General features: G+C 58.6%; 23 protein-coding genes, 1 tRNA gene and 2 pseudogenes. 16 read left to right on the forward strand and 10 right to left on the reverse strand.

All coding sequences use genetic code 11. The features are described from left to right. Positions 1-76: 76 nt before the first annotated feature. The 3 genes from C816_RS21925 to C816_RS14065 all read left to right on the forward strand — a co-directional run bounded on the left by C816_RS21925 (position 77) and on the right by C816_RS14065 (position 3,093). Positions 77-1,117 carry an endonuclease/exonuclease/phosphatase family protein gene (locus C816_RS21925; RefSeq protein WP_016323066.1) on the forward strand — a complete coding sequence of 347 codons (1,041 nt, stop codon included), beginning with the start codon at positions 77-79 and terminating at the stop codon, positions 1,115-1,117. A gap of 29 nt (positions 1,118-1,146) precedes the next feature. After that, complete coding sequence (locus C816_RS14060; protein ID WP_016323067.1) at positions 1,147-2,382, forward strand: glycerate kinase type-2 family protein; 1,236 nt, start codon at positions 1,147-1,149, stop codon at positions 2,380-2,382. Between the two features lie 63 nt (positions 2,383-2,445). Further along, positions 2,446-3,093: a YczE/YyaS/YitT family protein gene (locus C816_RS14065; protein WP_016323068.1), complete on the forward strand. Its 648-nt coding sequence runs from the start codon at positions 2,446-2,448 to the stop codon at positions 3,091-3,093. Positions 3,094-3,470: 377 nt separating this feature from the next. On the opposite strand, the gene C816_RS14070 is transcribed toward C816_RS14065, so the two are convergent. From C816_RS14070 to C816_RS14090, 5 genes are all read right to left on the reverse strand, one after another. Further along, on the reverse strand, positions 3,471-3,683 hold the full coding sequence (locus C816_RS14070) for a hypothetical protein (protein ID WP_016323069.1): 213 nt from the start codon (positions 3,681-3,683) through the stop codon (positions 3,471-3,473). A gap of 85 nt (positions 3,684-3,768) precedes the next feature. Then, positions 3,769-4,842, reverse strand: a complete 1,074-nt coding sequence (locus tag C816_RS14075; RefSeq protein ID WP_016323070.1) for an S-layer homology domain-containing protein — start codon at positions 4,840-4,842, stop codon at positions 3,769-3,771. A gap of 9 nt (positions 4,843-4,851) precedes the next feature. After that, a complete protein-coding gene (locus C816_RS14080) occupies positions 4,852-5,481 on the reverse strand; it encodes a redox-sensing transcriptional repressor Rex (RefSeq protein ID WP_016323071.1) in 630 nt (209 codons plus the stop codon). 250 nt (positions 5,482-5,731) lie between these two features. After that, entirely contained in the window at positions 5,732-6,436 is a 705-nt protein-coding gene (locus C816_RS14085) for a PAQR family membrane homeostasis protein TrhA (protein WP_016323072.1), read from the reverse strand. 188 nt (positions 6,437-6,624) lie between these two features. Further along, complete coding sequence (locus tag C816_RS14090; protein WP_016323073.1) at positions 6,625-7,839, reverse strand: immunoglobulin-like domain-containing protein; 1,215 nt, start codon at positions 7,837-7,839, stop codon at positions 6,625-6,627. A gap of 303 nt (positions 7,840-8,142) precedes the next feature. On the opposite strand from C816_RS14090, the gene ssnA reads away from it, so the two are divergent. The 8 genes from ssnA (at position 8,143) to C816_RS25020 (ending at position 16,368) form a co-directional block, all read left to right on the forward strand. Continuing rightward, complete coding sequence (gene ssnA, locus C816_RS14095; protein WP_016323074.1) at positions 8,143-9,486, forward strand: putative aminohydrolase SsnA; 1,344 nt, start codon at positions 8,143-8,145, stop codon at positions 9,484-9,486. A gap of 27 nt (positions 9,487-9,513) precedes the next feature. Continuing rightward, positions 9,514-12,462, forward strand: coding sequence for a putative selenate reductase subunit YgfK (ygfK, locus tag C816_RS14100; RefSeq protein ID WP_016323075.1), 2,949 nt, complete (start codon positions 9,514-9,516; stop codon positions 12,460-12,462). Between the two features lie 277 nt (positions 12,463-12,739). Beyond that, positions 12,740-13,327 carry a hypothetical protein gene (locus C816_RS14105; protein WP_040655662.1) on the forward strand — a complete coding sequence of 196 codons (588 nt, stop codon included), beginning with the start codon at positions 12,740-12,742 and terminating at the stop codon, positions 13,325-13,327. Between the two features lie 22 nt (positions 13,328-13,349). Then, positions 13,350-13,643, forward strand: a complete 294-nt coding sequence (locus C816_RS23775) for a hypothetical protein (RefSeq protein ID WP_155979024.1) — start codon at positions 13,350-13,352, stop codon at positions 13,641-13,643. A 27-nt stretch (positions 13,644-13,670) separates the two neighbouring features. Beyond that, complete coding sequence (locus C816_RS14110; protein ID WP_016323077.1) at positions 13,671-14,087, forward strand: Mini-ribonuclease 3; 417 nt, start codon at positions 13,671-13,673, stop codon at positions 14,085-14,087. After that, positions 14,078-15,817: an Rqc2 family fibronectin-binding protein gene (locus C816_RS14115; RefSeq protein ID WP_016323078.1), complete on the forward strand. Its 1,740-nt coding sequence runs from the start codon at positions 14,078-14,080 to the stop codon at positions 15,815-15,817. The genes C816_RS14110 and C816_RS14115 overlap by 10 nt, the downstream gene beginning before the upstream one ends. A 180-nt stretch (positions 15,818-15,997) precedes the next feature. Next, a complete protein-coding gene (locus tag C816_RS25015) occupies positions 15,998-16,162 on the forward strand; it encodes a hypothetical protein (protein WP_016323079.1) in 165 nt (54 codons plus the stop codon). Continuing rightward, positions 16,159-16,368, forward strand: coding sequence for a cysteine hydrolase family protein (locus C816_RS25020; protein ID WP_051147094.1), 210 nt, complete (start codon positions 16,159-16,161; stop codon positions 16,366-16,368). Before C816_RS25015 ends, C816_RS25020 begins: the two co-directional genes overlap by 4 nt. Here C816_RS25020 and C816_RS14125 read toward each other — a convergent pair. Next, positions 16,356-16,577, reverse strand: a complete 222-nt coding sequence (locus C816_RS14125) for a DUF378 domain-containing protein (RefSeq protein ID WP_016323080.1) — start codon at positions 16,575-16,577, stop codon at positions 16,356-16,358. The genes C816_RS25020 and C816_RS14125 overlap by 13 nt on opposite strands. A 284-nt stretch (positions 16,578-16,861) precedes the next feature. Here C816_RS14125 and C816_RS14130 point away from each other — a divergent pair, with 284 nt between their 5' ends. The 4 genes and pseudogenes from C816_RS14130 to istB form a co-directional block, all read left to right on the forward strand. After that, positions 16,862-17,068 (forward strand): hypothetical protein, encoded by a 207-nt coding sequence (locus tag C816_RS14130; RefSeq protein ID WP_040655665.1) that lies wholly within the window; start codon positions 16,862-16,864, stop codon positions 17,066-17,068. 45 nt (positions 17,069-17,113) lie between these two features. Beyond that, positions 17,114-17,386 carry a hypothetical protein gene (locus C816_RS25025; RefSeq protein ID WP_016323081.1) on the forward strand — a complete coding sequence of 91 codons (273 nt, stop codon included), beginning with the start codon at positions 17,114-17,116 and terminating at the stop codon, positions 17,384-17,386. A gap of 98 nt (positions 17,387-17,484) precedes the next feature. After that, entirely contained in the window at positions 17,485-18,336 is an 852-nt protein-coding gene (locus C816_RS14135; protein ID WP_081646363.1) for a Mu transposase domain-containing protein, read from the forward strand. Continuing rightward, positions 18,329-18,995, forward strand: a pseudogene (gene istB / locus C816_RS14140) (IS21-like element helper ATPase IstB); the annotation flags it as partial. The gene C816_RS14135 and the pseudogene istB, both read left to right, overlap by 8 nt. Here the strand turns inward: istB and C816_RS25700 are convergent. From C816_RS25700 to C816_RS14150, 4 genes and pseudogenes are all read right to left on the reverse strand, one after another. Next, on the reverse strand, positions 18,958-19,248 hold the full coding sequence (locus tag C816_RS25700) for a hypothetical protein (RefSeq protein ID WP_016323084.1): 291 nt from the start codon (positions 19,246-19,248) through the stop codon (positions 18,958-18,960). The pseudogene istB and the gene C816_RS25700 overlap by 38 nt on opposite strands. Beyond that, positions 19,249-19,730 (reverse strand): annotated as a pseudogene (locus tag C816_RS22880) (ATP-binding cassette domain-containing protein); the annotation flags it as partial. Positions 19,731-20,131: 401 nt separating this feature from the next. After that, a complete protein-coding gene (locus C816_RS24555; protein ID WP_207636930.1) occupies positions 20,132-20,320 on the reverse strand; it encodes a hypothetical protein in 189 nt (62 codons plus the stop codon). 189 nt (positions 20,321-20,509) lie between these two features. Beyond that, a complete protein-coding gene (locus tag C816_RS14150) occupies positions 20,510-21,223 on the reverse strand; it encodes an ISAs1 family transposase (RefSeq protein ID WP_016323086.1) in 714 nt (237 codons plus the stop codon). Between the two features lie 134 nt (positions 21,224-21,357). Between C816_RS14150 and C816_RS14155 the strand changes: the two genes are divergently transcribed. Then, positions 21,358-21,433 (forward strand) — tRNA-Pro (locus C816_RS14155). Positions 21,434-21,532: the final 99 nt, after the last annotated feature.

Here is a 21,532-nt window from a genome sequence, read left to right on the forward strand (position 1 = left end):
GTGCTTTGTTCATTGACGGAAGATGTTTCACTGTGGTATCTTATTATCTATCGAAGAGACAAGGAGCGTGAACGCCATGCGAGGAATCCCGCTGGAAGAGCGTAAGGCCCTGGGGGCGCTGCTGGAGCGGCGGTCCCAGGAAGAGGTGATGGCCCGCATTGCCCAATTCGGGACGGCGGAGACCGAAAATTTTGCGAGTCCGCCGGACACGGCTCCAGGCGCTCTGGGCGTGCTGATGTTCAACATGGAGCGGGGCGTTCATCTGGAGGAAATTCAGGACTTTCTGCGGGACTGCCTGGATATTCAGCCCCTTGATTTGATTCTTGCCAACGAGCTGGACGACGGCTGCGCCCGGTCCGGCAACAAAAACACCGCCCGGGAGCTGGCGCAGGCCCTCGGCCTGAACTACGCCTGGGGCCTGGAGTTCATCGAGCTGGTGAACGACGAAAACGGGAAGGGCTTCCATGGAAACGCCGTGTTCTCCCGCTGGCCCATCCGCCGGGCGGGGGTGATCCGCCTGCCGGAGCAGTACAACTGGTACTTTGACCGGCAGAGGCGCATCGGGGGCCGTCTGGCGGTGTTCGCGGAGCTGGACGTGGGCGGACGGCCCCTGGGGGCCGTGTCCATCCACCTGGAGAACCGCACCCACGGAGAGGGCCGCAGGGCGCAGATGGAGACGATTCTCAAAGCGGTGGAAAGGGAGCTGCCTGACATGCCGGTAATCCTGGGAGGCGACCTGAACACCAATACCTTTGACGGCCGGGACAAGGAGGACATTGGGGACATCGCCGGAAGTCCGGAGCTGCGCCGCCGGTGCCTGGAGGACGTGTTCCAGTTTGAGGAGCTGCTGCCTATGGCGGTGGAGGCGGGGTATGAGATCGTGCCCGGCGAGCCGAGGCTGACAAGGCGCAAGCCTCTGCCGGGGGGAGATTTCCTGCCGCTGCGGCTGGACTGGATTTTACTGAAAGGCGCCTCGGCAGAGGAGAGCCGCATGGTCTCCACCGCCCGGGAGGACCTCGTCTATGCCCGTCCCGGTTCGGCGCTGGCGGCCTTCACCGGAGCGGAGCTGTCCGATCACAACGCGGTCTGGGCCATGTGCCGGCTGCTGCCGGTTTGAAAACAGACTCTAGAGAGGAAGTGCGGAAGATGAATGAGATTTTGCGGAACGATGCCGAACAGATTATCCGGGCCTGCCTGAGCGCCGTCCAGCCGGACGCGGCGGTACGGCGAGCGCTGGAGCGTTACCATCCCCGGGGCGGGCGGATGGTGCTGGTGGCGGCGGGAAAAGCCGCGTGGCAGATGGCGCAGGCGGCAGTGGACGCTCTGGGCCGTGTGGACGACGGCATCGTGATTACCAAATACGGCCATGTGAAGGGGGAGATCCCCGGCGTTGTCTGCTGCGAGGCGGGGCATCCCGTGCCGGACGAGAACGGCTTTGCGGCCACCGGCAGGGCGCTGGAGCTGGTGAAAGAGCTGCGGGAGGAGGATACCGTATTGTTCCTGCTCTCCGGCGGAGGCAGCGCCCTCTTTGAAAAGCCCCGGGTCTGCGGCGCGGAGCTGCAGAACATCACGCAGCAGCTGCTGTCCAGCGGCGCGGATATTGTGGAGATCAACACCATCCGCAAGCGGCTGAGCCGTGTCAAGGGCGGCCGTTTTGCCCAGCTCTGTGCCCCGGCCCGGGTATTTGGCATCGTCCTCAGTGATATTCTGGGCGATCCGCTGGATATGATCGCCAGCGGTCCCGCCTGTCCGGACGGTTCCACCTGTGCCCAGGCGATGGCCGCGGCGGAGAAATACGGGCTCCGTCTGACGCCGGAGGCCAGACGGCTGCTGGGGGAGGAGACACCCAAGGAGCTGGACAACGTGTGTACCGAGATCACCGGCAGCGTCCGGGAGCTGTGCGCGGCGGCGGCGGAGCGGTGCCGGGAGCTGGGCTATGAGCCGGTTTTGCTGACGGACCATCTTTGCTGCGAGGCCCGGGAGGCGGGGAGCTTTCTGGCCAGTATCCTTCGGACCCACGCCGGGGAGGGGCGGCGGCTGGCCTTCATCGCCGGAGGTGAGACGGTGGTCCGTCTGACCGGCAGGGGTCTGGGGGGACGGAATCAGGAGTTGGCTCTGGCGGCCTCGCCGGGTATCAGCGGAATCCCCCATGGGGCGGTGCTTTCCGTGGGCAGCGACGGCACTGACGGTCCCACCGACGCCGCCGGCGGCTATGTGGACGGCGGCACCCTGGCCGCCCTGGAGGAAAAGGGCTTGGAGGTGTACAAGGTGTTGGCGGACAATGACGCCTACCACGCCCTGCGGGCGGTGGACGGACTGATTTTCACCGGTCCCACGGGCACCAACGTCAACGATGTGGCGGTGGCGCTGCTGCGGCCGTGACCGCAGGGCCTTGCCGGTGTCCTCTCGGGATTGAGGGAGATATTTTACGCGGGAGTGGGAGATATGTCTGTAAATGTTCAGGACCTGGCCGGACACCTGATCCGGCCCCGCATGGGCCGCAGGCTGCTGGCTCTGACGCTCAGCCTGATTGTGATCGGGGTCTGTGTGGCGGTATTTAAGACGGTGGGCTTCGGCACCGATCCCTGCTCCACCTTCACCCTGGGGGTGTCCGCCCGTACCGGCGTGTCCTTTGGAACCTGCCAGCTGGCGTTCAATCTGCTGATGTTCGTACCGGTCCTCCGGTATGATCTGTCCCGCATTGGGATCGGAACCATTGGCAACATGGTGGGCGTTGGATACATCGCGGATTTCTGTATGAAGCTCATGCAGCAGGCGATTCCGGCAGAGGGGCTCTCTATGACGGCCAGAGTCGTGATGCTTGCGCTGAGCATGGCCGGTTTTTTGGTCGCCGCGGCCTTTTACATGGTGGCGGACCTGGGCGTGGCCCCCTATGACGCCGTCCCGCAGCTGATCGCCGCCCGAGTGAAGGGGTGGAGCTATCGCCGGGTCCGGATGGTCTGGGACATCTCTATTTTGTCTGTGGGCTTTTTTCTGGGCTCCACGGTGGGGCTGACGACGGTGCTCACCGGTTTCTGCCTGGGGCCCGTAATTGCGTTGATCTCGGACCGTGTCGGCGGGTGGTTTGCATAGGGAGGCACCGCAGCCTTTCAGCGGCAAAGATGCAGGCCGGCAAAAAAGCCTGGAGAACCTGCATTATTATAACTCTTTTTTGAATTTTGCAAGTAGGTTGGAATAGCGGGGCGGCTGTCAATTCAACAAACTTTTCTAATGCTGCTGTACTGCTCCTGAACATTTGCCCGAGATGCCTCGCTGTCTGCCGAAAAAATCAAAACAGAAGCTACCGCGCAAGGCATATGCAGGGAAGGAGTGCCAGGGCGCAGAAGTCCCTTGTCTGCAAAAAACTGCAGAACAATTTGAAAAGCGGGATAGGACAGGCTGTCTGAAAAGAGCGGGGCGCCCCGGGTTTTGCCCGGAGCGCCCCGACTTCTTTGGTATGGAGTAAGGAATCAGCAGCAGGGAGTGGGATTGCAGTTGCAATTGCAATTGCAGCAATTGCAGCCGCAGCCGTTGCCGCAGCCGTTGCCGCCGCCGTTGCAGCACTCGCAGCAGCAGCAATTGCTGCCGCCATTCCAGCCACTGTTGCCGCAGCAGCACCAGATGATGATCAGCAGGATGATGATCCAGCAGCAGTTGCCGCCGCCAAAGCCGTTATTGCACATAAGGGGAACCTCCTATGAATTGTTGGCCGGTTCAACCGGTCTCAACCCATAGTATGCGCCCCCCCGCCAAGGGTGCGAAAATCTCTTACAGCCGCCAGGAGGTCACCAGTCCCCGGGCCGAGTCCCACTCCCCGGCGGTGAAGACGCCGGCATCCATCAGCTGATCGCCCAAGGTCCGGCTGCTGTTTGGCAGCAGGGCGTCCAGGGCGTAATAGGAGATGTACACCAGCTCCGCACGCAGGAAGCGGTCCCGCTGGAGCATGGTGCACTCCCCTGCGGTCAGAACTCCCGCGTTCATAGCCCGGTCAAAGACGTCCGCCAGGTTGGTATTGGCGGCGGAGCTGTATCCCATGGCCCGGAGAACGAACTCGGTGTACTGGGAGGCGTTGACGGCGCCGGCGGGCCGGAACTCTGTGGGGCTGTACCCGTTGGTATAGCCCCGCTCATAGGCGTAGCCCACGTATTTCTCCGCCTCGGTACCCTGGGCCACATCCCGAAAGGGAGTGGTCCCCGTCCAGGCCAGGGCCTGCTGCTCCTCACCCAGGACGCGGATGAACATAATCAGCGCCTGGAGGCGGGTGGGGGCGGCCTCCAGATCAAAGCCCTGGCCATAGCCGGTGAGGGTGCCCCGAAACAGGTGGAGCTCTTTCAGGGCGGCGGCCATGGCGTTGTAGTCCTCGGCGCTGGAATAGGAGAACTCCACGCTCCCCTGGTAGTCCAGCACCGCCGTTTTAGAGGTGACGATGAAGTGGGCCGCGGTATCCTCCGCCGCCATATAGCGGTGGTTTGCAACGAGGGCCGTGCCGCTGGGGACCACCGTACCGGCGGTGACGTCCACCACCGCGCCTGGAGAGGGATAGGACACATATGCTTCCCCTGCCAGCAGCAGAATGCTGGAGCCGGTGGAGCATACCGCGTCGTCCGCCCCTTTCAGCCTTGTCTCCATCCAGACGGAGGCGGCGGATACGGTTCCGCCGCTGCCGGACAGATCGGCGTCGTTCAGCCGCTGGTCCACCCGCTGGTCCACCGTGTCCGTGAAGGTTCCGGTGAGATAGCTGAGCGTGGCCAGCGGGTCCGCCGCGTCTCCCGCGGCCAGGGCCCAGACGGCGGCCAAAAGCAGTACGCAGACGGGCAGCAGGATCAGAAGTTTTTTTCTCATAGGCGTTCCTCAGCGGTTGGCGATGCGGTAGCTGAGGGTCAGCAGGCTGTCCGCAAAATGGATATTCTCAAACTGTACGTCGGGATTCACGCTGCTGAGCTCCACATTGGTGAAGTTCCAAAAGCCCCGGACCCCCAGGCCGATGAGGTGGTCGGCGGTGTCCTGCGCTACCGACTGGGGGATGGTCAGCACCACCACGTCCACGGCGTGGCCCCGGATATATTGATCCAGCTCGTCCATGGCGTAGATAGGTACTCCGTTGACGCTGGAGCCCACCATCGCGGGGGAGATGTCGAAGGCGGCGTCCACAGTAAAGCCCGCCTGGTCAAAGTGGAAATTCTGGAGCAGGGCGTGGCCCAGGTTGCCTACACCGATCATAATCAGGTGGTGGTTGTTGTCCACACCTAAGATGTGCCCGATCTCAGAGCGCAGTTCTTCCACATTATAGCCGTAGCCCTGCTGGCCAAACTCCCCGAAGCAGCTGAAATCCTGCCGGATCTGAGAGGCGGTGATGTTCATCTCCTGACCCAGGGAGTGGGAGGAGATGCGGACTACGCCACGGGCGCAGAGGTCCGTCAGCTGCCGGTAATATCGGGGGAGGCGGCGGATGACCGCGTCAGAGATGTTTTCCTTCTTCAAGTCGATCAGCTCCCATCGAGAAAGTTTGTTAAAGTTATGATTAGTTTAGACCAAATTCAGCGACTTGTCAATTTTTTTAACAATCTTTTTCTCAAAAAATTTCCCTGATTTTTGTGCAATCACGCCAAAGCCCGGGTGCGGAGGCACCCGGGCACAGACTGTAAAAAACCGATTCAACGGGAAGGAAGGGTGTGTGCGGGACGAGGAAGGTTTCACGCACCATTGAAAACTTACAAAGCTGTTGTCCGCATCAATAGATGCTGGAGTAGATTCCCGCCCACTGCAGCGCCGCGGCGGCCAGCACGAACATGTGCCACACGCAGTGGTCGTTTTTCCGGCCCCTGGCAAAGGGGATCATCCCCAGGGTGTACACCAGTCCGCCGCCCAGGATGAACCACAGCAGAGGCCGGTTATTGGCGTAGAAATCCGGCAAAAACACCAGCCCGCTCCAGCCGATCAGAAAATACAGTGTGAAGTGCAGCGCCCGCCAGCGGCCGGGGCCGAAGACCAGAATCAGCGTCACGCCGGTGAGAATCACGGCCCACTGGACACAAAACAGCGTAATCCCCAGCACGCCGCCCAGGTATACCAGCAGGATGGGGGCGAAGGTTCCGCCGATCAGCAGGTAGATGGAGGTATAGTCAAACCGGCGGCAGACCCGTTTTGCCCTGGAGCCGGTCCGCATGGCGTGGTACACGCTGCTCATCACCATCATCAGCACCATGCTGACGCCGTAAAAGCAGGAGGCCATGACCTTCAGCGGCGTATCCGACCGCTGAAGCAGCAATACCATGGCCGCCGCCGCCAGCGCCGCGCCAGCGCCGTGGCTCGCCGTGTTGAAGAGTTCCTCTCCCGCTGTCAGGTGAGGGGGCTCGTTCCGGGCCTGGACCTTGGCCCTTCGGATTGCCCGGGCCCTGGCCCGATACATCTCGTTTGTCATCGGCGTCGCTTCCATAATCGTTCTCCTCTGCCGCGCTGAATGGCGGCTGTCCATATTGCGAAATATGATTTACAAAACTATATTACACGATATATAATCATATTGCAAGTAGTTTTTTCAAAAAAACTGTGTGCATTCTGTGAAATTTTTACCAAAAAGGAGGGCGCGGAAGCACCCTCCTTTGGAGCTCTGTTATTTTGTCTCTATTTGGACGTATCCTCCGCCAGGGGCAGACCATAAAAATCCAGACTGGTCAGCCGTTCCGTCTCCGGGGAAAAGGCCAGCCGGCTGGTGCCGCCGTTGGAGGTGCCGCAGGTGAGAAGCAGCGCACCGTCCTTCTGCCAGGAGATGCCGGTGACGGAGGTCTCCAGGCCGTCCCAGTTCTGGAGATCATAGACGCCGCCCCAGGAGCCCTCGCCGGGCTTTTGCCATCTGACGGAAAATTCCGTGGGGACATTCGTCAGCGCGGCAGACCAGACGCCGTCGGCGGACCAGATCTGATAACGGGCAGCATTTCCCTCCAGCCGCCGCGCCGTCGTCTCCTCTGCGGCGGCAATCATCTCCGGCGTTCCCTTCGGGATCAGCAGGGCGCGGCTGTCATGGTACTGTTCGCCGCTGGCCCAGTCCGTACCGTTGGAGAGGTACAGATCCTGTCCGTCCGTCACCAGATAGGAAAACCGCTGTTCTTCGATCTTTCCGCTCCGGCGCGCCCGCCGCAGAAAATGGCCGTTTTCATAGATCACATCCTGGATGACAGGGTCACCGTCGCCGCGGTCCTCCACGGCCCGCAGCTGGCAGGGAACTCCTAGAGCGGATTTGCGCAGGAACGCCTCCACATTCTCCGGATTTCTCATGCCGCTGTTTGCAAATACCACGCAGTCCTTCGGCGCCGTATCGGCCCGGTAGTTCTCCGGCAGATTCTCCAGAGGTTCAAAGCCGTAAGGGGTTTCTGCTGTGTAAGGGCTTTTTCCCAACTGAAACTCCACATACGCGGCGGTGTCCCCCAGAGGCTTGACCAATTGATAGCGCCCCGGCTCCGGCGGCTCCTCGTACCTGTCCAGTGTGCAGGTCAGGGCCATTTCACCGCCGTGGGCCAGGGAATACCCGATGTGGTTGAAGCCCCAGTTATCCCTGGGGGTCAGGTCTGTCCACATGCCTCCCTCCAGGCGCCGGATCTGGTAATCCTCCCCAAACTCCGCAGTCTCTCCCGTCTCATTGCGGATAAAATAGGCAAACGTGGTCAGAGACGGGTCATAGACCTCCCGCTCCATGTCCACGGTCCATCCGGGATGGTCTGACGGCGCCTCTCCCGGTCCGCGGAGCCCATCCTCCGGCAAGGGCTCCGGGACTGGCTCTCCCCCGCAGGCGGTCAGGAACAGAATACCCAGAAGCAGGATTCCGTTCATTATTTTTTTCATCTGTGTCAACCCCCTTTAGTATCTCTTTTGTCGGAAGGACGGTGTAAAAGGTTCCGCCGGTTTCCGGATTCTGTTAAAAATGTACAAAAAATTTTTTCTTTTTTTCCTATCTGACGCTTGTATCCTGCCGTCGTCTCTGGTACAATAAAAACACAAACTGAGAATGATAGCTGTAACGGAGTGCCGCGCGCACGGGCTGACACCTATCATTCCTTTTCTTTTGATAGGTGTTTCAAACCAGTCCGGTTTGAGGCGCCTTTTCTTTTTGGAAATCGCCTAAATCAACATCAGGAGGTTTTTCGTATGATCTTACTGGCAAACGGCAGACTCATCACCCGGGACCCCGGCGGCGCGGGCTACCTGCCCGACGGCGGCGTGGTCACCGACGGCGGAAAGATCGTGGAGGTGGGGGAGACTGCCGCCCTCAGGGACAAGTATCCCCAGGCGGAGTTTGTGGACGCCCGGGGCGGCGTCATCATGCCTGGCCTCATCAACGCCCACACCCACATCTACTCCGCCCTGGCCCGGGGACTCTCCATCAACGGCTACGCCCCCACCAACTTCTATGAGGTGCTGGACGGCCAGTGGTGGTACATCGACCGCCACCTGGATCTGGCGGCTACCCGGGCCAGCGCACAGGCCCTGGTGATCGACTCCATCAAGCAGGGCGTCACCACTATCTTTGACCACCACGCCTCCTTCTGCGAGATTCCCGGCTCCCTGATGGCGATTGCGGAGGTAACCCGGGAGATGGGGATGCGGGCGTGCCTCTGCTACGAGGTCAGCGACCGGGACGGGGAGGAGAAGTCCCTCCAGTCCGTTCAGGAGAACAAGGATTTCATCGACTACTGCGAGAAGAACCCCAGCGGTATGCTCAAGGCCATGTTCGGAGGTCACGCGCTCTTTACCATCTCCGACAAGACCTTTGAACGCATGAACGCCGCCAACGCCGGCCGGGTGGGCTACCACATCCACGTCTCCGAGGGCATGAACGATGTGTACGACAGCCTCCAGAACTACGGCCGCCGTCCGGTCCAGCGGCTCCAGGACCATGGGATTCTGGGTTCCAAGACCATTCTTGGCCACTGCATCCACGTGAACACTGCCGAGATGGACATCATCAAGGCCACGGATACCATGTGCGTCAACAACCCCGAGAGCAACATGGGCAACGCCGTGGGCTGCTCCCCGGTGCTCCGGCTCTTCCAAAAAGGCATTCTGGTGGGGCTGGGTACCGACGCCTACACCAACGACATGCTGGAGAGCATCAAGGCGGCCCTGACCATCCAGCGGCACAACGCGTGCCTGCCCGGCGTGGGCTGGTGCGAGGTGACGGACATGCTCTTTAAGAACAACGCAAAAATGGCCCGGCGGGCAGGATTCCCGGAGATGGGCGTTTTGAAGGCCGGAGCGGCGGCGGATGTGATCGTCATGGACTACAAGCCCTTCACCCCGTTCAGCGGCGCCAACATCGATGGCCATATGCTCTTCGGCATGACGGGCCGCCAGTGTCAGACCACCATGGTAAACGGCAAAATTTTGATGAGGGACCGGGTGTTGACCGAGATCGACGAGGAGGCCGTCAATGCGAAGATCCTGGAGGTCTCTAAAAAGCTCTGGGGGACCCTGAACCACTGCGAGTATTGATTAAACAATATTAGGAGGAATCAAGCCATGTCTGAACTGATGACCCCCATTCCCTTCCGGGAATTGATGACCTGGGTGACCGCCGAATACCAGAGAGAAGGTACAGTTTTCGGTGTCCACAGGCCCTACAGGGCGGGCGTCAAGACCCTGCCCATCTTCGGTGAGAAGATCGAGACCCCCTTCGGCCCCGCCGCCGGACCCAACACCCAGCTGGCCCAGAATATCATCGCCGGCTATTTCGCTGGCGCACGGTTCTTTGAGTTGAAAACCGTCCAGAAAATGGACGGAGCGGACCTGGCCGCCTGCATCAACCGCCCCTGCATCCTGGCGGAGGATGAGTGCTACAACTGCGAGTGGTCCACGGAGCTCTATGTCCAGCAGGCCTTTGAGGAGTATGTCAAAGCCTGGTGCGCCTGCAAGGTCATGGCCAAGGCGTACGGCCTGGGAGACCCGGACGCCTTTGTGTTCAATATGTCCGTGGGCTATGACCTGGCGGGCATCCAGGGCGGGAAGATTGACGCCTTCCTGAACGGCATGACCAATGCCTCCCAGACGCCCATCTTCCAGGAGTGCATCAAGGTTTTGAAGGAGTTTTTCCCTGGGGAGAGCGCCTTCATTGATACCATCTCCCCCCGGATCTCCGGCAGCGTGACCCTCTCCACCCTCCACGGCTGTCCGCCGGACGAGATCGAGCGCATTGCCAGTTACCTCATTGAGAAAAAGGGTCTCCACACCTTTGTCAAGTGCAACCCCACCATCCTGGGCTACGAGACCGCCCGCTCCATCCTGGACGGTATGGGCTACGACTATATCGCCTTCGACGATCATCATTTCAAAGAGGATCTCCAGTACCAGGACGCCGTGCCCATGTTCCGCCGCCTGCAGGCTCTGGCGGACAAGTGCGGCGTGGAGTTTGGCCTAAAACTCTCCAATACCTTCCCCGTGGATGTGAAGGCCGGGGAGCTCCCCAGCGAGGAGATGTATATGGCGGGGAAGTCCCTCTTCCCCCTGACCACCACAATGGCCGCCCGCATCTCCCGGGAGTTCGGCGGAAAAATGCGGATCAGCTACGCCGGCGGCGCGGACGCGCTGAACATCGACAAGCTGTTCTCCCTTGGCATCTGGCCCATCACCATGGCCACCACGGAGCTCAAGCCCGGCGGCTACCAGCGCTTCGTCCAGATCGGCGACAAGCTGGACGCTTTGGAGTTCAAGCCCTTCACCGGCGTGGACGTGGCGGGCATCGAGGCCCTGGCCCTGGCGGCCCGATCCGACAAGTACCATGTTAAGGCTGTGAAGCCCCTGCCCCGGCGGAAGCTCTATGAGAAGGTGCCGCTGATGGACTGCTTCACCGCCCCCTGCAAGGGCGGCTGCCCCATCCAGCAAGACATCCCGGAGTATATCGAGCTGTGCCGCAAGGGCCGGTATGACTCCGCCCTGCGGTTGATCTGCGAGAAGAACCCCCTGCCCTTCATCACCGGCACCATCTGCGCCCACCGCTGCCAGACCAAGTGTACCCGGAATTTCTATGACGACTCCGTCCAGATCCGCGCTGCCAAGCTGGTGGCCGCTGAGAGGGGCTACGACGCCTATGTGTCCAAGATCAAACCGGCGGCCCCGGTGAAAGACGGCCGGAAAGTGGCCGTCGTCGGCGGCGGTCCCGCCGGCATGGCCGCAGCTTATTTTGTGGGCCGGGCGGGCATCCCTGTCACCGTCTTTGAAAAGTCCGGCAGCCTGGGCGGCATCGTCCGGCAGGTGATCCCTGCCTTCCGCATCAGCGATGAGGCCATCGACAAGGACGCGGCCCTCATCGCCAGGATGGGCGCGGAGATCAAGCTGAACACCCCCGCCCCCTCTGTTGCGGAGCTGAAAGCCGAAGGGTATACCCACATCTTCTTCGCCGCGGGCGCCTGGAAGGCCGGAAGGCTGGACATTCCCGGCAACGTGGTGCCCGTCATCGGCTGGCTGAAGGATTTGAAGGCCGGGAAAGACGTCTCCCTGGGCCATGTGGCCGTGGTGGGCGGCGGCAACACCGCCATGGACGCCGCCCGGGCGGCTCTCCGGGCCGGGGCCAAGTCCTCCACCCTGGTATATCGCCGAACCAAGAAGTATATGCCCGCCGACGCCGAAGAACTGGAGCTGGCCATCGCCGACGGTGTGAACTTCCTGGAGCTGGTGGCCCCCGTGGAGCAGAGCGGCGGCAGGCTCCGCTGCGAGAAGATGAAGCTGGGCGAGCCCGACGAGAAGGGCCGCCGGAAGCCGGAGCCCACCGGCGAGTTTGTGGAGATCGACTGTGACACCGTTATCTCCGCCGTGGGTGAGAAGGTGGAGAGCGAGCTGTTCACCGCCAACGGCATCGAGGTGGACGGTAAGGGCCTGCCGGCCTTCAAGACCAACGTGGAGGGCGTGTACGCCGGCGGCGACGCCATGCGGGGCCCCGCCACTGTGGTGGAGGGCATCGCGGACGCCCAGTGGTTCGCAAACGCCGTCATTGGCGAGACTTACAAGTACGCCGTCCCCGCCCACGCCAGGGCCGGCCGGGCGGAGGCCATCGCCAAGAAGGGCGTCCTCTGCGAGTCCGCCAAGTGCGAGGGAGACCGGTGCCTGACCTGCAACGTGGTGTGCCAGGTCTGCGCCGACGTGTGCCCCAACCGGGCCAACGTGGTGGTGGAGCTGCCCGACGGGCGGCATGAGATCCTCCACGTGGACCGGATGTGCAACGAGTGCGGCAACTGCGCCATCTTCTGCCCCTACGACTCCGCGCCGTACCGGGACAAGTTCACCCTGTTCAAGACCCGGGAGGGCTTTGACGAGAGCGTGAACAACCAGGGCTTCCTGCCCCTGGGCGGCAGGAAGGCGCTGGTCCGGCTGGACGGGAAGGTCTTCGAGGCCGACCTGGACGGCGCCAACGACCTGCCCGCGGAGATTGAGGTCCTGATTCTGACGGTGCTGACCAAGTATACCTATCTGCTGTGATTTTTCCGTGGAGGGCGGGAGCGAAAGCTCCCACCCTCTTTTGCGCTGCCGGAGCTGGGATGCGGTAATTTCAGGGAGCTGCGTTGACGGTTGGAAACGGCGGTGATATAATAAAAAAACCGGAAGTAATAGCAGACGCGCTTGAAAAACGGTAAAATTCGGCGGTTAAAGCAGGGCATGGACTGCGATGGACGTACTCCGTTTGGCCGCGGTCAGCTTTACCTTACCTTCTTTTTACCGATTTTCAAGCGCGCCGACGATAGAGCGGAGGCATGGTGTGGAAAAAAGCTATATCCAGATTGCGATAGAAGAATTCAGCCGTAGGCATCCAGAGGTAAAATTGGTAAAATCTATGATCTCAAGCCGTGAGATCAGCGAGCTTGAAAGCAGGCTCCGGATTATCATACCTGATACGGTCAAAGACTACTTTCGGTCTTATATCTTGCCTGTCCAATTTGTTACAGGGAAAATGTTGGGGGATTTTTCAAATACGTATTGCGAGGAAACGGGCAGATGGCGCAGACTGGAGATAGAAGAGGAAATTGCAACGACGGTTCTCCGGCTTCCTTTAATGCTTCCCAATAATGATTTAAGTGAATTTGAGGAAGTGAACCGCGCGTTTGCCGGAACAGGGTATCTCTGGTTGGGAATATATAATGGGGAAAATTATGTTTTGATTGAGACGCAAAGCGGACAAATATTTCAGGCGGATATGGAGCGGGTCCGGCTGACAGCGGAGGAGGAAACAAGAGCGGATATTTTACAATGGGCGCTGCCTTTTTTTCATAGCTTTGAAGAATTAGCGCGTTGTTTCTTTGCGGGCGAACTTTACGACGAAGATGAATTGATTTTTCCTGATGAATAAATCGGTATTTTGGAATTAGGCCATGTTTGAAAAAAGACAAAACGCCCAAACGGTGGATCTTGATCCGCCACTCTGCGTTAAATTTTCTTGCCGGGCGTCAGCCCGCCTGCAAAGATTTGCCTTGATTGGCAAAAAATCTCTCGCCGTTGGGCATTCCGCTATTTTTCAAACATGGCCTAATCAGGGAGCCGCTGCCGGCGGTTCCCTGTTCGCTTATTTGGGAAAATCTTTCCATGCGGCCGCTGCGCTATACAAAAAGCGGAGAGGCCGTATTTTTTATTGCCCAACCTCCGGGAAACGTGGTATACTGCTGTAAAACGCGCTTTTGACAAAGGAGAACCCTATGGAGAACTACTTTGAACCCCATCTTGCTCCGGACCAGCTCCGGGCTATGAGTTCCATCGGCCTTGCCCACATCGGGGACGCCGTGTTTGAGATTCTGGCCCGCACCTGGCTCTGCGCCCACGGCAGGGCCACCGGAAGGGGGCTGCACCAGGCCGCCATCCGCCTGGTGTGCGCCGAGTCCCAGGCCCGGCGGGCGGAGCGGATTCTGCCCATGCTGACAGAGGAGGAGGCGGCGGTGTTTCGCCGGGGCCGCAACGCCCACGTCCACACCGTCCCAGGCCACGCCAGCCGGGCCCAGTACGGCGAGGCCACGGCCCTGGAGGCCCTGCTGGGCTGGCTGTACCTCAGCGGCCAGCGGGAGCGGGTCAACCAGCTCTTTTGCGAGATGATGGAGGAGGATACGCCATGCCGTTAGACGCAATCTGTTTACAGGCGGTGGTGGAGGAGCTGCGGCCCCAGCTGCTGGGCCTGCGCATCGACAAGGTGCAGCAGCCCGCCCGGGACCAGGTGATTTTGCTGCTGCGGGGCCGGCGGCTGCTGCTGAATGCCGGGGCCAATGCCTCCCGCATTCAGCTGACGGAGATCGTCCGGGACAACCCGGCGGAGCCGCCCATGTTCTGTATGCTGCTGCGCAAGCACCTGACCGGGGCAAAGATTGCAGGTCTTACCCAGCCGCCCCTGGAACGGCTGGTCCGGCTGGAGCTGGACGTCGCCGACGACTTTGGCCGCCCTGGCCGCAGGACGCTGGTGCTGGAGGCCATGGGCCGCCGGTCCAATCTGATCCTGCTGGACGGGGAGGGCCGGGTCATCGAGTGTCTCCGCCGGGTGGATGCGGAGATGTCCGCCCAACGCCAGGTGCTGCCGGGGCTGTACTACGAGCCCCCTGCCGCCGGGGGTCGTCTCGTTGTGATCGAGGAGACAGAGGCGGGGTTTTACGAGAAGCTCTCCGACGCCAACCCTGAGCGGCAGATTGACGCCTTTCTGCTGGACCACTATTTCGGCATTTCTCCCCTCATGGCCCGGGAGCTGGCCTTCCGGGCGGCGGGGGAGACGGACAGCCGTCTCTGCGCCCTGGAGGACCGGGCAGCTCTGTGGCGGGAGGTGGAAGCGTTCCTCACCGCCGTGCGGGAGAGCCGCTTCACACCCATCTGCCTCAAACGGGAGGGCCGGGCAGTGGAGTTTGCCTGCCTGCCCATCGCCCAGTACGGCGCCGCCATGGAGACGGAAACCTGCGGCAGCTTCTCCCAGCTGCTGGACACCTTCTACGAGGCCCGGGAGCGGCAGGAGCGGACACGCCAGCGGGGGGCGGATCTGATCCGCACTGCCTCCACTGCCCGGGACCGCCTGCGGCGGAAGCTCAGCCAGCAGGAGAAGGACTATGCCGAGACCCAAAACCGGGACCAGCTCCGGATCTGCGGCGACCTCATCACCGCCAATCTCTACCGTATGGAGCGGGGGCAGGGCAGGCTGGTGTGCGAGAACTACTACGACGAGGCGGGGGGCGAGGCTGTCATCCAGCTGGACCCGCTGCTCACCCCCCAGCAGAACGCCGCCAAATACTACAAGCGCTACACCAAGGCCAAGACCGCCGAGCGGTATCTCCGGGAGCAGATGGACATCGCCCGCCGGGACCTGGAGTACCTGGAGAGCGTGCTGGAGGAGATCGGGCTGGCCGAGACGGAGCAGGACTTCCTGGACATCCGGAGCGAGCTGCGGGAGGCGGGCTTTTTGAAAAAGCAGGGGAAGAAGGAGACCCGCCAGCGTCCGGCGAAGCCCCGGGAATTTCGCACCAGCGGCGGCTTCCTGGTGCTGGTGGGACGAAACAACCGCCAGAATGACCGCCTGACGCTGAGGGAGGCGGACCATCGGGACATCTGGCTCCACACGCAGAAGCTCCACGGCTCTCACGTGATTCTCTGCACCGGCGGGCAGGCCGTGGGGGAGGACGATTTGGTGGAGGCCGCCAAGCTGGCGGCCTGGTATTCTCAGGCCCGGGAGAGCGGCAACGTGCCTGTGGATTACGTGCAGGTCAAGTATGTAAAAAAGCCCGCCGGAGCCCGGCCGGGCATGGTGATCTACACGGGGCACCAGACTGTGAATGTAACCCCGGAGGAGGCGCTGGTGAAGCGGCTGAGGATTCGGTAGGGGAGAGAGAAATAACATGTCCATGGCTCTTGACGACAATATGGACCGGTATCAATGCGCTCCGCGGTAAGGAAAGTCCGGACGATCCCGCCTGGACGTGTATCCGGAATGCCAGACGCGTGCTGGATGTGTTCCGAACCCGGAAGCTGTTGGTCATTCAGGTTAAGGATGTAGCCGCACATGGTGGACTTCGGGCGGGAGCTGGACGGCTTCGAGGGGGTCCGCTGCATCAAAACCTCTCCGCTGACAGACTACGCAGAGCTGACTTTCCCTGTTGAAGGGGAATACCTGATCTCCAAACCCGGTACAGCGCCTTCTTTGGCACGGACCTGGAGATTCTTTTGAAAGGGCTCCATGCGGATACACTCTATCTCATCGGCGGTTTGACGGATGTCTGCATTCACTATACGGCGGTGGATGCCCTGGTGACCGTTCAGGACGCGGAAAATGCCAGGTGGGCGGCGCCTTGGCGGATGAGTCCAGAGATTCAAAATAAAGCATATGTAAAAGGGAGCGTCCAGGCGGCGCTCCCTTTTTCTCAGGCCGTGTAGGGCGTCCGCTCTTCCTCGCTGTCTCGGAACAGCAGCGTGGCGCACCACAGCCCAGCGGCGCCTACCAGGGTGTAGATGACCCGAGAGAGCACAGCTGCCTGACCGCCGCACAAAAAGGCTACGCAGTCAAAGCCAAACAGGCCTATGCCGCCCCAGTTCAAAGCGCCGATGACCGCCAGGGTCAGCGCGATCTTGTCGATGATAGCCATAGGAATACCTCCTTCGGACCTCCGGCGAAAAATGCCGGTGGTGCCGCGGTTAGTTTAACCACGGAAAAATAGCTTTATGCTTGGTTGAATTGTGAATTTTTTACCACTTTTCAGCGCGTCTGTCCGGCGGCCTTGCGGCCTGCGTTGTTTTGTCATTTCAGTATCCGTACCGTCTCCGCTATTTCACCAAAAGGACCGCTGCCATGACCGCCCTCAGCAGTTCCGCCGCTGGGATAGCCAGCCACACGCCGGTGAAGCTGCCCAGCAGGACGGGCATCAGCTGAATGGCGGCGGTGAAGAGAAACGATCAAGAAAAGGCTGGCGCGGCGGACATCATGCCGTTGGACAGGGCCGTGAACATTCCGCTGGCGAATAGCTTACAAAGAGCAGGGCAAGAAATTCGGTCACCGCCAGTGATAAAAAGAAAGAAAACGCCGAGGAAAAAATGTAGGTATGAGGCGGAGGAGGAGAAAAAGATAGACTCCCAATAGGGCGCAAAGAGCCCGGAAAGGGAGTCAGAAAATGAAAGGAGCACAGTGGATGGATATCCGAAGCGACAGACAAAAAGGCTGAGCTATGTGGAGCTGGGACGGAAGTACCGCATGGATCCGCGAACAGCAAAGCGGTACGCGGAATCGCCGCAGAAGCCGAAGTACACATTGCGCGAACCCAAGCCAACAAAGATGGACCCGTACAAGCAGATCATGGACGAGTGGCTGGAGGAAGCGCCTTATTCGGCGCAGCGGATACTGGAGAAGCTGCAGGAGATGGGGTTTGACGGGGCTGCAGCATCGTCAAGGCGTATGTGAGCAGCCGGAAGATGGATTTGAATGAGAAAGCGACGGTACGGTTTGAGATAATGCAGGGGAAACAGGGACAGATGGACTGAGGATTTTTCGAGGATCACCTGGTATACGAGGATGGGAAGTGGAAAAAGCTGTACTGCTTTCTCATGATACTGGGGTACTCACGGATGCGGTACATCGCATTTGTCACAGATATGAGCATAAACACGCTGATTCGGCGCCACCAGAACGCGTTTCGGTACTTTGGCGGCTGCCCAGAGGAAATCCTGTACAACAACATGAAGCAGGTGGTCATCAAGCGGCTGCTGAAACAGGAGGACTCTACGCTGAACCGGCAGTTTGAGGACTTCGCGGGGTTCCACGGTTTCAGGTCCATCCTGTGCTGGCCTTACCGGGGACAGACGAAGGGAAAGGTGGAGCGGACGGTGCAGTTTGTGCGGGAGTGCGAAGCCTGCCCTTGGGCGCAACTTCATGGTCGGGATCAAATACAACAGCCTGGCAGATTTGAATGGACAAGCCGGTGCAATAACGTCAATGGGAAGGTCCACGCCACCACCAATGAGATTCCCTTTGAGCGGCTGAAAAAGGAGGGCCTAAGCCCTCTTTCCCGAGAGTACATCATCGACAAAATCAACTTGAGGCGGGTACAAAAAGACTGCCTCATCTCGTACGCCGGAAATCAGTACTCCGTGCCGGCGGAGTACATCGGCAAAGATGTGGCAGTCGTGGCCCTCGACAGTATGCTGGCGGCCTACTATGAGGGGAAGCAGATCGCTCTGCACCGAATATCGTATCAGAGAAAGGACATGGTTGTCAATCCTCAGCATTATCGAAGGCTTACATTGAAACAGACAATGGGCACGGAAAATGTTCTGCTGGATCAGGGAAAAGTGATTGATTTCCCCTTGAAACCGTCCAATTTGTCCAGATATGACGAGGTGCTGTATGACTGAATTTACCATGGACAGGCTGCGGGAAAACCTGGAAAGCCTTAAGATGAAAAACACCCTGGAGATTCTGGACAACTACCTGGAACGGGCGGTAGCAGAAAACACTATTGTGGAGGTTTTGGATCATATTTTCTCAGAAGAGGCAAAATCCAAATGGAAACGGGCCTATGAGAAGCAAATCCAGATGTCTGGTTTTCCCATCAAGAAGACTTTGGAGGACTTTGACTTTTCCTTCCAGCCCTCCATCGACAAGCGTCGGATCGATGAACTGGCCACCATGCGCTTCCTGGAAAACGGCGAGAATGTAGTCTTCCTCGGCCCACTCGGCGTGGGCAAGACCCATCTTGCCTCCGCTTTAGGCCTGGTGGCGGCGCGGCACCGTTTCTCTACCTACTACATCAACTGCCACCAACTCATTGAGCAGCTCAAGAAGGCCCATCTCAAGAACCGCCTGCCGGACAAGCTCAAGGTCCTGACCGAGTACAGGATGCTCATCATCGACGAAATCGGCTATCCAAGACGCAAATCTCTTTTTCCAGCTCATTGCCAGGCGGTACGAGAAAACGTCTGCCGTTTTCACTTCAAACAAGACCTTCTCTCAGTGGAATGAGGTCGTTGCCGACGTTACAATCGCCTCCGCCATTCTGGACCGCGTCCTACATCTGGCATTAGAATATTGCCAGTGTCTACCTGTTGAAAGTAGCCCAGGGATACCAGGTTCAGCGCCTCACCGATTGCCAGTTGGTCCCGTGTGACCAGCTCAAAGCTGATGGCCTCTTGAAAACGAGCCTGAAGATAGCTGAACAGGAACCAGAGCAATACCAGCACCGCAATTACAAACAGACTCCGTCCTGCCCACTGATTTCCGCGAAATTCTCCGCACCAGCGGATGATGCGCTTGACCGTTTGGAACATCTACACCACCTTCTTTCCCAATACTGCCCAATCTTTGGCTCCGATATGGGCCTGCCACATTTGACGGTAGAGAGGACAGGCCTTCAAAAGTTCATCCTACTTGCCTTGGGCAACGATTTCTCCTTGTATCAGAACCACGATGTTATCTGCGTTTTTGATGGTGGACAGCCGGTGCGCGATGACCAACAGAGTTTTACCCTTTGTCAAGGCTGCAATGCTCTGCTGAATTTTTTCCTCGTTCTCTGGGGCCGTGAAAGCAGTAGCCTCGTCCAAAATCACCACTGGGGCGCTTTTCAAAATCATCCGGGCGATGGCGATGCGCTGTTTATCCCCACCGGACAGTCGTTTTCCCGCCTCACCCGTTGGGGTGTCATAGCCCTGGGGCAGCTTTTCCATGATAATTCCTCACACTGGGCGGCACGGGCGGCGGCAAACACCTCGTCATCGCTGGCACTCGGGTTTCCCAACCGGATATTTTCCTTGTATTTGGGATGTTGCCAAATTGCTTGTGCCAAATCACCTTGCGTGAGAATATAAAGCAGCTTTGCCTCTGGCGTGTGAGTTGAAAAGGCATTAATGAGGAACAAAATCGAATAGAGCAGATACACCAGCCTGATGTCAACAAGTACTAGAAACATTACATTACTTGCCACTACAAAAAATGTCCCAGGAAGTATGATATAAATGGAAATGCTGAAAATGGCATTCATATAGTCAGCAAGTACCAGTTCTGTTGGAGTTGTGGCTACAAATCCGAATAACGATATGAACAGCAAGAATACATGAGCGTGAGCGCAAACAAGAAATTCCCCAGCAGTTTTCCAGCCATATAACTTGCCTTTCCTATTGGTGATATTAACGCCTGCCCACAGGGCAACAGCATTTACGTATGGCTGGTCAAAACAAAACGCAGAGTATCAACAGACAGGGTGGCCCGGAACATCTTCTTTTTAATGCAGATTCGGCCCAAATCCACGTTTTTCAGCAGAGGAAGCGCAGTTTTGCGCATCACATTGAGGTTCAGTGGGGAGTTATCCATCATGGCGCGGGAAGCATCCTCTCCAAATGCCACATCCAGGCGCTAATGGAGATTGTTTTCAATTCCCCAATGCCGGCGTACCGCCTTTGAAAAAGTGGTAATATCAAACAGCGAGGTAATAAAACAGCGCGTTTCGCAGCGGATTTCTCCATGTTCCTCCATCTTAGAACGAACCGCTCCAATCGCGTTCAGCTCCGCCTAGTCTGCCTGGTCCGCAAGCCATCACACGTCGCTTTCCAGAAAATACTCGCGTGTTTTAATTCGGCCATGTCCCTTTTCCAGCGTGCGTGACTTGAACGTTTCCTTCGAAAACGTATCAAAGTATTCCTGTATATCTGCTAGCAGGGTTGGCTGATTCCCTTTTACGCTCAATACATAATTCGCTTCTTTCTCCACGATTTTTCGCGCGATGTCCTTCTGACAACTCATCGCATCGGCGATAACAATCGCCCCCTCTATGTCCAGCATATCCAACAGTTCTGGAACCGCCGTGATTTCGTTGGATTTTTCCTCGGTTTTCAATTCTTCCAGTGTGATATGATTCTCGGCCACAAATGCGCTGACTACATAGTATGCCTTGTGCTTTGCGCTGCTGCTGCGTATCGTTTTCCCGTCTACGCCGACGATTTCCTTCCGTTCCCGCTGATATTCCACCCACCCACGCAAATTTTTTGACAATTCCTGCGGATTGACTCTCTCGAATACACGCCGAAATGTATCTGCGTCCGGTATTCCGTTTGGCAGTTCAAGGAAATCCTTCAGCCATTCCTCACGTTCTCTACTAAAATCCTCCATATCTGTGAAATCCTCGCCTCCGCTTACAATGGTACAGAATCCAATGACCAGGATGTCTTCCTGCTTTTGTCGCTTTTTTCCCCACCGCCGCCGTGGGTCTTTTACCCTCTTCATTTTTTTCACCAGCTTTTCTATCTTCATGTTCCTATTTTCTCGTCACTATCAAAAAAGTACTGTTGCCCTGCTCCTGCCCAAAGCGGTACTTGACATTACTGGAGAAGTTCAGTATAATAAATAAGAAATTTAGAAACGTCAGCCACTAAGTGCTGCAAAATCCGGGTATAGCGCAGTTGGTAGCGCGCGTGGTTCGGGACCACGAGGCCGTGGGTTCAAATCCCGCTACTCGGACCATGCGGAGTGTCCTTATAGGATTTGAGTATCCTTGGAGGACACTCCGCATTATTTTCGAATAAAATTATTGGTGAATTTAGATTATCTCTTTAGAAGTTC

The organism is Oscillibacter sp. 1-3, assembly GCF_000403435.2.
GTDB lineage: Bacteria > Bacillota > Clostridia > Oscillospirales > Oscillospiraceae > Oscillibacter.

Bases quoted from the DNA above. Each gene is read 5' to 3' on its own strand.
- C816_RS21925 (WP_016323066.1), top strand. From the start codon at position 77: ATGCGAGGAATCCCGCTGGAAGAGCGTAAGGCCCTGGGGGCGCTGCTG.
- C816_RS14060 (WP_016323067.1), top strand. From the start codon at position 1,147: ATGAATGAGATTTTGCGGAACGATGCCGAACAGATTATCCGGGCCTGC.
- C816_RS14065 (WP_016323068.1), top strand. From the start codon at position 2,446: ATGTCTGTAAATGTTCAGGACCTGGCCGGACACCTGATCCGGCCCCGC.
- C816_RS14070 (WP_016323069.1), bottom strand. From the start codon at position 3,683: ATGTGCAATAACGGCTTTGGCGGCGGCAACTGCTGCTGGATCATCATC.
- C816_RS14075 (WP_016323070.1), bottom strand. From the start codon at position 4,842: ATGAGAAAAAAACTTCTGATCCTGCTGCCCGTCTGCGTACTGCTTTTG.
- C816_RS14085 (WP_016323072.1), bottom strand. From the start codon at position 6,436: ATGGAAGCGACGCCGATGACAAACGAGATGTATCGGGCCAGGGCCCGG.
- C816_RS14090 (WP_016323073.1), bottom strand. From the start codon at position 7,839: ATGAAAAAAATAATGAACGGAATCCTGCTTCTGGGTATTCTGTTCCTG.
- ssnA (WP_016323074.1), top strand. From the start codon at position 8,143: ATGATCTTACTGGCAAACGGCAGACTCATCACCCGGGACCCCGGCGGC.
- ygfK (WP_016323075.1), top strand. From the start codon at position 9,514: ATGTCTGAACTGATGACCCCCATTCCCTTCCGGGAATTGATGACCTGG.
- C816_RS23775 (WP_155979024.1), top strand. From the start codon at position 13,350: ATGTTTGAAAAAAGACAAAACGCCCAAACGGTGGATCTTGATCCGCCA.
- C816_RS14110 (WP_016323077.1), top strand. From the start codon at position 13,671: ATGGAGAACTACTTTGAACCCCATCTTGCTCCGGACCAGCTCCGGGCT.
- C816_RS14115 (WP_016323078.1), top strand. From the start codon at position 14,078: ATGCCGTTAGACGCAATCTGTTTACAGGCGGTGGTGGAGGAGCTGCGG.
- C816_RS25015 (WP_016323079.1), top strand. From the start codon at position 15,998: ATGGTGGACTTCGGGCGGGAGCTGGACGGCTTCGAGGGGGTCCGCTGC.
- C816_RS14125 (WP_016323080.1), bottom strand. From the start codon at position 16,577: ATGGCTATCATCGACAAGATCGCGCTGACCCTGGCGGTCATCGGCGCT.
- C816_RS14130 (WP_040655665.1), top strand. From the start codon at position 16,862: ATGGCGGCGGTGAAGAGAAACGATCAAGAAAAGGCTGGCGCGGCGGAC.
- C816_RS25700 (WP_016323084.1), bottom strand. From the start codon at position 19,248: ATGTTCCAAACGGTCAAGCGCATCATCCGCTGGTGCGGAGAATTTCGC.
- C816_RS14150 (WP_016323086.1), bottom strand. From the start codon at position 21,223: ATGAAGATAGAAAAGCTGGTGAAAAAAATGAAGAGGGTAAAAGACCCA.